Consider the following 9,891-nt stretch of genomic DNA (forward strand, 5'->3'; position numbering starts at 1 on the left):
AAGCGGCGCTTTTTTGCTCAAAGCTCAAATTACTTCATTACAGGAATGGCTCCTCCGGCGAAAGTTGGCCGAACATAATCCCCGGTTTTACCGGCGCATACAGGATTTGATTCCGGCTTGCGGCATGGAGCGCCATAAACATGCCAAGCACAGCCAGAAACGCCATGCCTCCCGCCACAATGCGCTGCACATAGAGCCATTCCAGTCGAAGCGGCGATGCGGTATCTTTGAGCAGCTTGATCATGCGGTCGGCCTCTCGGGAACCGGTGACGGGGCCGAGACGATGCACAAGCCAGCGCATCCATGGCCAATCGTATACCCGTTTCTCCCATCTCTTTCGGCCGGTTGGTTTTGGAATCACGTCGAGTTCTTGAATGTTGCGCAGAAGGATGTAGGACAGCCATACGACCGCCATCAGGCCGATTTTCACGATCCATCCGGCGGTGCTCGCATAAAAAGCGTCCATGGCCGGAAAGTAGTGACTGGCCCAAGCTTCAATCGGCCGGGTAAACAGCAGCGGCAACAGCGCGATGGCGGTCAGTCCCTGCAACAGGAAACTAAGGCGCTCGCGGCGCAGCAGTTCCAGATTCAGTTCGATTGCGAGCTTCCCGAGCGCCTTCAAGTACACGGAGCCGGTTGCGGTTCGTTTATCGCCGTATTCCTTCATCAAATGCGACAGTCCGGCCATGCCCTGCAAATACCGATTCGGCGCGCTTTCGATGTACTGTGCAAGCCGCTGCTCGGCGTCGCTTGCCGTGAGTACTTCATAAATCTCGTGTCCGTGCAGCGCCATCTCATACGGCGCACTATCCGCCGCTTCATAAATGGCTTCTTCCACCATCCCATGACGATGATAATGGTGGCGCACATCCGAGAAAAAATGCCGGAGCTGCTGAAGCAGACGAGTCTCCAGTCGATGAACCAGGTTGTCCGAAAAGATCCCGTGGCCAACCCAGAAGCCGATGCCGATCATGCCAAGCGTGGCCGGGTCGCGCACGCCGAGCGCCAGCGGAACAGCCGCCGCGAACAGCACGCCCCAAATGAGGAGCGCCGTCTTCATCGTTTCCAGCCGCAGCTTCCATTCGTCGCCAAGATGGAGAACGGTCATTCGTTTGCGGATATGAAACAAGTAAGCGCGCAGAATCGGCACGCGTTCGCAGAGGCGATACAACTGCTGCATGATGCTATGCAACGCTTGCTTTTTGCGGGCTTTGCCGGGCTTGCGCAGCGCTTCATACTGCCGAATCGCCTCTACGTCCGAACCGTGTCGGGAAACCCATTGAAATGCAGCCGTCATCGCGAGGAACAGTACCGTTGCCGCGCCGAGCAATAGGGAGAGCCATTCAAGTCTCATCGTCATCCCCCCATTGAACTGCCAAAAATGCCTCAAACACAGCCTGATCCGGCCCGGCGAGGCATGCGGCGATTTCCTTGCGGCTGCGTTCGGACAACGGATGAACGGCGACATAACGCCCGTCGCGGTATTCAATGACGTTCTGCGCGACATAAAGTGGGCGATCCGTCGTGCGGCGAAAGTATTCCAGCATCGTTTCCAAAAACGCCGTCATTTTCTCTTCCGCCGTCGTTTTATGGCGGAACGAATCCGGATAAGTCGTTCCCTGCTCCACTGGCACGCATTCGGTAATGCGTTCGATGTAGCGATGCCCGTCCGCATCCCGCCTCAGATGGATATCGAAGTTGATGACGTTGACAACTTGCTGCTCGGCCACTTTTTCGTTCGTAAACACTCTTGTTTTCAGCAACGAATTGCGTAGCGAATAGACGAGATCGCGGAACGTTTTGGCGTGATGCGTAAACAGGGTGAACAGCGAAGCGACCTGCGCCATCTGAACCATCCAGGCGGCAACCGGGTCGGTCGCCACTTCTCCCAAAATATTGACCGAGCCGTCCGTTTTTTTCTGAATATCCAGTCCGTCCTGTCCGGAGATCGTTTCGGTTTCCCGCAGGCTTAAAATATTGCGGTCCCGGTAAATTTTCCGAAGCTGGAGCTCAAAGTTCATTTCCTGCACCCGAATCGGCAAGATGGCCGGAATGTAGCGCACCATCGCCATTAAGAGCGTTGTCTTGCCGCTGCCTTGTGCTCCGGTGATGGCCGTAATGCGCTCGCCCAAGACCAGATACCTGATCAGACCGATGGGCAGTTCGGCGTTGTCGTCTTGAATCAACTGTTCCAGAGTCGCGTTTTGCACATCGAATTTGCGCACAAAAAAAGCCCACGATTCACTGAACCGGGGGCGCAGCACAACGACGCGGGAGCCATCGGCCATTTCGTTGACCTTAAAGCCGTTCGCTTCGGACAATTGGCCGGGGAAATTATATTTGTACACATTCTGGCACACGCGCCTTAGTTCCTGTTCCGAGCCGAAGGACAGGAAGCTCAAATGAATGGACTTCCCTTTATAGAACAGCCACACGCTGTCATGCGACCTCGGCACCTCGCGAAGCTGCGCTTCTTCCTCCACACTCCACTCGCCTTCCCACATCGAGGGAGGGATGCCGGACACGCCACCCGATACGCCGTCGATTTTCATGTCGCGGATTTCGTCGATGACGCTAAACCCTTTGTATTGCTGATATATCCGCTGCACGACGATCTGCGTTTTGTCCTCGGCAGACAGTTTCCGTACTTCCAGCTTGAAAATGTCGCGGATTTCGTCTGCGGTAATCCGGTATGATTCGATTTCTTCGTCTTCCATGCTCCGTTTGGGGCGATCCATCTCGTATGTTTGGATTAGCTTGTCCAGCGCCCTCAACCGATGTTGTTTTTTATATAGATAGAGTAAGATGTCAAACTGATCTTGCGGCGTGAGCATCTGCGGGTCGTCAAACGGCAGAAGCCGGTTCAGGTTCCCGTCGTCCAGGTTGTAGCGCTGTTCAAGCAAATCCGTAATGACCTGTTTCACATACGCCTTGTCACGCAAATCTCCGGAGGTGCAGCCTCGCAGCGCTTTTTTCAGTTCCGCGCGCTTGTTTTTGCGGCGGCGATATTCTTCTTCCGACAAGCCGTAATCGATCAGGCTGCTGCTCGTCATCTCGTGTAGCGTCTCTTTCACAAACGCGGTCATTGCTTCTAGCGTATAAATCGGCATTTCCGGCTGCTCCGGCAGGCGGCGGCTCATGCGCAAATAGAGCAGGACGCCGATCGCGATGAGAATGCCCACGATAAGCAATCCGTTCAGCACGAACATCATCGGCCATCGTCCTCCTTCCCGCCGAAAAGAGGCTTGCTTAATCCGGTACACTGGACGATCGCTTGCGCCAATGACCGCACTTGATGTATAAAGAGGCTGTTTTCGTGATCGCGCGGCACCTGCCGGTTGCGAAATAAAAAGCGAACAACGTCTCCTTGTTGGGTGGAATCGAGCCAGCCCGCATTATGGACAATCGGATACGCATGCTCCCGCCGATGGAACTGGCGCATGACGTTCTTGACGGTCGAAGCCGAACGGGGGTCATATTGCCCAAATACGAGCAACAGTTTCCGGTTGGATAGAAGCTGTGCTTCCAGCGTCGGGAAAACTTGTTCCAATTTGAGTAAGTTTTGCGGCAGACAGACGACCAATAAATCGGCCTGACGCAGCAGCACCTGTGTCCACGCCGATACGTTTCCGCTTCCGCCGTCCAGCAATACCAAATCGTAAGCGCGCCTTGTCAGTTCCAAGAGCGGCGCAAGCCAGTCCTGCTCGGATGAAACAAACGCTACGTCCGGCTTTTTTGACCCCGGAAGAATGTCAAGTCGCTCGGCGAGCAGCGGCAGCGTATAATCCCGCAGCATGTTCGGTTCGAGCTTGCGGTTTTTAAGTAGCCTGAGCAGCGCGTCGATGCCCGCATCAGATGAGGCGTCCGCTTTGCTCATCCAAGACCGCCTTGGGTAAAAACTGCGTTCGACGGCAGCGTATTCACTTTGTAAATGCCCAAGCAGCAAGAGACGCGAGGAATATTCGAGTCCGAGCAGCGTGGCGGCGGCGATCAGGTTGCTCGTCGTACCGGCCTGTCCCGAAATCGGACTCCAAAACACCACGGTAAAACCCATTGCTTCATCTCCTTTCGCAAAAATTACCGGACACGCACGCGCTTTCGGGAGCGCGCCCATGCCCGCCGAGCCGCTTTAGAGTCACAATCAAATAACTGTTGCAGCATGTCGAGCACGGTCCGGCGATACGCCCCAGACAGCCGCCTGATGTCAATGCGGCCATGATGCTGATTGTCCAGTTCGACCGACATATCCCGTTCGTCAAGCGGAAAGCGGAACACGGTGTCCTCCCAGCGAACAGCCTGCTGCGGCAGCACTGAATCGATATATGACTCGGGTATGGCGGTCGGCAGGGTGGGAGCGTTTAGTTTGTAAAATGTGAGCGGCTGGCCCTCCGCTTCATGAAGGCACAGCCGCTGCATCAGATTCGCATTTGTTTGCATGCCCATCCGATTGAAATTGCTGCACCAAACCCGCTTGTCATAGCCCGGCAACTCTCGTCCTTTCACAAATTCGGTGTGATCAGTGTCGAGCAGCATGACATCGTATGCCGCTTCGCCTTCAGCCTCAAGGAGAGAACGCTCCAGTTGCGCTGATGTAATAAGCCCGGTCGCCACGTCGATGCCTTCAAACTCCCGCAGCGAACAGCCGAATTCCAATTGTGGCAAATAGCCTTGCATTGATTGGGCAAAGGTGGAATCCACAATCAGCACTTTTCGCTCCAGCGCCGTGAGCAGCTTGCCCAGCACGAGGAGCAGGTGGCTTTTGTCCGGTGCGCCGAAAAACACGACTTTTTTCATGATGGCCTCCTTCACTGGTTAAAAATGTGCTCCAATTTATCCGTGCTAGGCGGCTCCCCCGACGGCGAAGCTGGCGCTGATGGCGCTGGTTCCGCGGACGCTTCCGGCCGATTTTCATTCGTCGTTGTCGGAACGGAAGAAGAGGGCATCTGCTGAGCGGCTGACGGTTCGCGATCGACCGTGGCCGTTGTACCTGAAGGTTGCGGCATTGGTGTCGTTTCCTGCATGGCGTTGCCTTGACTCGTGACAATTCGTTCGTTTTGCAGTTGCTGCTGAACCGTTACGCTGCCGCTGGTTACGCGCAGTTTGTCCGACTCGCTCATCGCCTTGAGATTATCGTCGAGTGTCAGGCGAAACTGGCGGGCAAGCTCGGTTGTTGCTTTTTCGAGCAGGTTCGGATCATGCGCCATCAAGTCGAGCACCTTCGGGTTGGCGGGATAATTGACCACCGCTGCTTCTTGTAAGCCCGGCTCGATATAGGGGAGAGCATACAGCCGCGCGCCTTGCAAGTAGGCGTCGATAATCGCGCTCGAAGTTTGCAAAATATCCCGCTCGTTCATTTCCAACCAGATGACGGCGCCGGACAATTCCCGCGCCTTCTTTTTTGCCAGTAGGACAAAATCCTCGCCGGTCGGGAAATTGATTCGCACGTCAATGAACTGTCCCTTTTGCAAATTGGAGGGAAGCTGAATCACATGAAACTCCTGTACCCGCAAATCCTTTGGGATCGGTGCGCTTTCGTACAGCATGGACAGCATCAGCGGCGTCCCTGGCTGCAATTCGATTTTGGCGCTTTTGCCAATGACCGCTTTCTGATCGGTAATCATACCTTGCGGTACCAGACTCACAGACATCTGGACCGCCTTGAGATCATCCGCCTTAACGGTGCCGCCGGCCGGAATGGTTCGTGCCACGGTCCAGACGCTTCTGCGCGATTGTTCCTCTATTGTTTTTAGTTCCTCAATTTGCCTTTCATATTGTTCCTTCATTTGTTGCTGATTTTGTTGCTGTTCCGATTGTCGGATCAGTGAATAAATGGCCGCTGCTACAAGTAAACCTACGCTTATGGCGATTGCAGCGATAATAAGCATCTTACGGTGCCTATAAGTCCATGACATCGCTCACGTCTCCTTTCTCTTTTGGATTAAAATGCTATCGAATGTTTTACCGGGCCTCGTCACGGCGCTTCGACATTTGCTGGGTTTCGGCCTGAAACTGCCCCAGCTTTTCTTGCGCCCATACGGGCATATGCTCCGGTTTCATAAGCCCCATAAAATCCTCCCGATTCCAGCGAGCCTCCTCTCCGGTATACAAATTCAACGTGAAGACCGCTCGACCCCGGGAGTAGGCGGAGGTACCAAAACCGCTTTTCGCCAACACAAGTTGGTTAACAGCTGTGCGATATTCGGGACGCAACCGCTCCGGTCGGATGACGACGACTTGGTTATCAATGCGCATATCTTCTCGAATCGGCTGACATTGTGCTTGTGTAATAGGAGACAAGGGTATCTCGGCACTCGCCCGTTCTTCTTTAAGATCGTCCAGTTCCCACTGCACTCGAGAAACAAAATCATTCATGGCCCCAATATAATCCGTGCCAACCGCAGTTGCGTAGAATTGCTCGACACCCAGAGAATTGTTTCGGGTGCAATAACATACCATGTAGGGGCTGTCGACGTTGGTTTCATCAATGCCGAGCAGCACCTCCACCTTGCCGATGGAGATGGCCTGATAGACTTCATAGTTGTCCACCATTCGCTTCATTTCTTCCATTGTCAGTCCCCTTTCCTCTGGTATTTGCCGGCTTATCCTTCGTTCTCCGGCTCCGTTTTGATTGACCGGCTTCACGAGATTCTTTTCCTCGCTTGCGCGGCTCCTTGTTTTCATCCTCCAAAAGTCTGTTATGGTCGAAGCCCGGCTTTTCTTGCATCAGGCGCTCATATTGACGACGCCTCCCTTTTGTGAAATACATCGCGTATCGCCTCCCCAATATGGGCATAAAAAAGTCTCTCCTTCATAGGGAGAGTGCTAGCGAACAGGATGGGATGATTCGGCTACAAATTAACGTTCCTGCTCCCGCTGCCGCTTTTTATACCAGCTTTCCAGTAGTTGCACGATCAGATCTTCCTTCTGCTTTTCGGTAAACTCCCTCGGAAAGAAGCGGTCGATCCGCTCGCGCTGAATGGCGATCTTTTCTTTCTGGTTCGGCTTTTCCTCCGTGAGAATTGAGAAGATGACATCCACATTAAGCCGCCCGTCCTGGCTCAACTTTTTCATTCGCTGCGCCTGCGCCAACGAGGGGGTACAGTCCTCAGACTGCATCGTTTCGTACAGGGCTTGCTGTTCTTCTTCGGCCAAGTAAGAAAGCTCTACGGCCGGATTGAAGGCGATTTGTTTATCGTCCACCATTTCAAGAATGGACGTGGTTAGTTCCGTAAGGCGGATATAGCGCTGGATTTGTCTGCCACTTTCTCCTACATCTCGACCAATAACATCAGCACTTTCTAACTTCCCGACAACTTGTCGGGAAGTTAAGTCGGTTCGTTGTCCTTGCCGATTCATCGCCTCCAGCTTCATCTTATAGGCGAATGCTTTCTCGCTTGGCGAAATATTTTCCCGTTGCAGGTTGCTGTCCACCATAATGATGGTTGCCTGATCGTCATCCATTTCGCGAACGATACAAGGAATTGTTTCCCTGCCCGCCAGTTCGCTCGCTTTTTTCCGCCGATGCCCGGCTACCATTTCATAGCCGCCGCCCGCCTTAGGACGAACCAAGCCGGGAACAAGGACGCCGTATTGCTTTACGCTGTCCGCCATTTCCAGCATCGCTTCATCCGCCCTCACCTTAAACGGATGGCCGGGAAAATCGCTGATTTCCGACAAAGGTATGTCCATCACCTTTTCCCGCTGCTCGTCAGCGCGGCTCTCCTCGGTGGAGAATAAATCAGCGACTGTGGTCAGCTTGATGCTGGCGCGCATGTCGTCTTTCGATGCCAATGCCTTGCACCTCCTTCGTAAAGGCGGCATAAGCCTCCGCAGCTTTCCCAGCCGGGTCATGATCATAAATGCTTTTTCCTTTGGCGCTCGTTTCCGCCGCGCGTATGGATAGGGGAATTTCAGTGTTGAACACGCGCAGATTATCGCCATAGTCGCGCCGAAGAATGAACGAAACGTCTTTGGCGAATTTCGTCCGGCTGTCTACCATTGTGAGCAGCACGCCCTCCAAAACCAACTTCGGATTGATTTGCCTCCTTACACGAGCGATCGTTTGTAAGAGTTGAGTCATCCCCTTGGCGGGCAAATAATGCGCTTGAACAGGAATAATTACGCTGTCCGCCGCCGCCAGAGCATTGATGGTCAACATGCCTAAACTAGGCATGCAATCGATAAGCACGTAATCATATTCGGCTTTAACCGAATCGATGTAAGAACGCAAAATCGTTTCTCTGCTCATCGTGTTGACAAGCGATACCTCGACAGCGGATAGTTCGATGTTACCCGGCATCAAGTCAACACCCTCGCGGTGATGCAAAATGCCTTCCCGTGCCTCATATGGTTCTTCCATCATCGTTTTCACCAACAACGTTGCTAAAGATACCGACAGATTATCCGGTTCGCGGAAACCTAACGAATCCGTCAGGTTGCCTTGCGCGTCCGCATCGACCAGCAAGACCTTTTTCCCATCGGCAGCCAAACCGATTCCCAGATTGACCGCCGTAGTGGTTTTGCCCACGCCGCCTTTCTGATTGGCGAGGGCGATCACCTTGGACATCCGACACTTCTCCTTTCACGCAAAAAGCCGGTTGCGCTGAATTTTTCAGGGCAACCGGCTTTTTGAATAGTATCTATATGAAAAGAGAACGCCCCCGATAGTGGAAGACGTTCTCTTGGATATTCCTCAATTACCGTAATCTGCATTTAAAAAGATCGCGAAACTACGGCTATTTTAATTATCTACTCTCAACCGGATTGTATTGAGTGCTCTATATCTGTTTAAAGCTTCAATTTCGCTGTAGACATCTAACGAACCGCTCACATCCTCTATTGTAACAACAAGAGCGTAGGAAACATCATCATTTTTATCCTCCCAACGCGAAAACAATTCAAGCCAGACCTGCCAGTCACCAGCATTAAATCTAGAGAAGAGTTTACTGAACTGATGACAAACATCCCATTTTTGTCGTCCTTCTTTGAAATCTTGTTGAACAGGCTGCAATGTCACTCCGTCTACATGACTTTTCTTTAATGAAGCCCGTATATATGCCCCTAAATATTCCGTACCCTTTGTTCTATCCACCGATGGCCTAGACACACATGTTACAGAAACCTTTGCAACATTACGTCCAACCTGGGCTGCCAAAATTGGTGGCATATATATTGTTACTCTTTCCTTAGTAGTTCTGTTTAAAGTGCCTGTCCTAACAAAAGTCACTTTTGACGGAGACGAATATTTACTGTCATCTACATCGGAAATTCCCCTACCATATAGATTATGCGCTAGAGCAAGTTCCTCTTCTTCCATCCCATCCACGTCCCATAAAGCAACTGCATTATGATAAAGCAACGCTTTTGATAATAGCGTATCTCGATCCGGAATCGTATTTAGTATTTCTGCGTAATCACCTGCTACAATAGGAGCAGAAAAGCTAGTGCCCGCATCAGCTATTAACTTTCCATCTTTTGAAATAACCATTGAAAATGGATCATTAGGTACGGATGCATCACTACCATCCAGAATAATCGTTCCTGCATATGCGCTTAAATCTGGCTTCGAGAATCCTTGAAAACCTGGACCACGTCGACTATAAGGTGCAATTTGGTTTTTCTGAGAAAGACTATTTTGGTGGTCTGCACCGATAATTGATCCAACTACTACCGATAGCATCGAATCTGCCGGTGCGGATATTCTTGAATCATCATCATCCAAAATATCTTCCAGACCAAATTCTGTTTGCCAAAGCTTATGATTACCCGCCGATACAAAAAACTGTACGCCTGTTCTTGATTGTAAAGCGTCTAGTTCATAACCAATAATACTCATTTGCTTCTTCGCTGTGAGGAATGATTAGCAAATTAAAAGACCGTCAATACTGGAAA

The 9,891-nt window shown here is 51.9% G+C and carries 10 protein-coding genes; all 10 read right to left on the reverse strand.

The genetic code is table 11. From position 1 onward, the window contains the following. Positions 1–37: 37 nt before the first annotated feature. The 10 genes from RWM61_RS19425 to RWM61_RS19470 all read right to left on the reverse strand — a co-directional run bounded on the left by RWM61_RS19425 (position 38) and on the right by RWM61_RS19470 (position 9,835). Complete coding sequence (locus RWM61_RS19425; protein ID WP_314003908.1) at positions 38–1,354, reverse strand: hypothetical protein; 1,317 nt, start codon at positions 1,352–1,354, stop codon at positions 38–40. Continuing rightward, complete coding sequence (locus tag RWM61_RS19430; protein WP_049868221.1) at positions 1,344–3,212, reverse strand: ATPase, T2SS/T4P/T4SS family; 1,869 nt, start codon at positions 3,210–3,212, stop codon at positions 1,344–1,346. The genes RWM61_RS19425 and RWM61_RS19430 overlap by 11 nt, the downstream gene beginning before the upstream one ends. Continuing rightward, on the reverse strand, positions 3,209–4,054 hold the full coding sequence (locus RWM61_RS19435; protein WP_314003911.1) for a hypothetical protein: 846 nt from the start codon (positions 4,052–4,054) through the stop codon (positions 3,209–3,211). The genes RWM61_RS19430 and RWM61_RS19435 overlap by 4 nt, the downstream gene beginning before the upstream one ends. Before the next feature lie 23 nt (positions 4,055–4,077). Continuing rightward, entirely contained in the window at positions 4,078–4,794 is a 717-nt protein-coding gene (locus tag RWM61_RS19440) for a hypothetical protein (protein WP_314003913.1), read from the reverse strand. Between the two features lie 11 nt (positions 4,795–4,805). Then, entirely contained in the window at positions 4,806–5,912 is a 1,107-nt protein-coding gene (locus RWM61_RS19445) for an SAF domain-containing protein (protein WP_314003915.1), read from the reverse strand. Between the two features lie 46 nt (positions 5,913–5,958). After that, a complete protein-coding gene (locus tag RWM61_RS19450; protein ID WP_069202474.1) occupies positions 5,959–6,567 on the reverse strand; it encodes a hypothetical protein in 609 nt (202 codons plus the stop codon). Then, a complete protein-coding gene (locus tag RWM61_RS19455; RefSeq protein ID WP_198156165.1) occupies positions 6,533–6,766 on the reverse strand; it encodes a hypothetical protein in 234 nt (77 codons plus the stop codon). Before RWM61_RS19455 ends, RWM61_RS19450 begins: the two co-directional genes overlap by 35 nt. Before the next feature lie 89 nt (positions 6,767–6,855). Then, the gene (locus RWM61_RS19460; protein ID WP_029198515.1) at positions 6,856–7,773 is read right to left on the reverse strand and encodes a ParB/RepB/Spo0J family partition protein; all 918 of its coding nucleotides are present in this window, start codon (positions 7,771–7,773) and stop codon (positions 6,856–6,858) included. Next, the gene (locus RWM61_RS19465) at positions 7,739–8,566 is read right to left on the reverse strand and encodes an AAA family ATPase (RefSeq protein WP_314003921.1); all 828 of its coding nucleotides are present in this window, start codon (positions 8,564–8,566) and stop codon (positions 7,739–7,741) included. The genes RWM61_RS19460 and RWM61_RS19465 overlap by 35 nt, the downstream gene beginning before the upstream one ends. 174 nt (positions 8,567–8,740) lie before the next feature. After that, positions 8,741–9,835, reverse strand: a complete 1,095-nt coding sequence (locus tag RWM61_RS19470; protein ID WP_314003923.1) for a S8 family serine peptidase — start codon at positions 9,833–9,835, stop codon at positions 8,741–8,743. Positions 9,836–9,891 lie beyond the last annotated feature (56 nt).

It is taken from the genome of uncultured Paenibacillus sp. (genome assembly GCF_963515335.1).
Taxonomy (GTDB): domain Bacteria; phylum Bacillota; class Bacilli; order Paenibacillales; family Paenibacillaceae; genus Paenibacillus_I.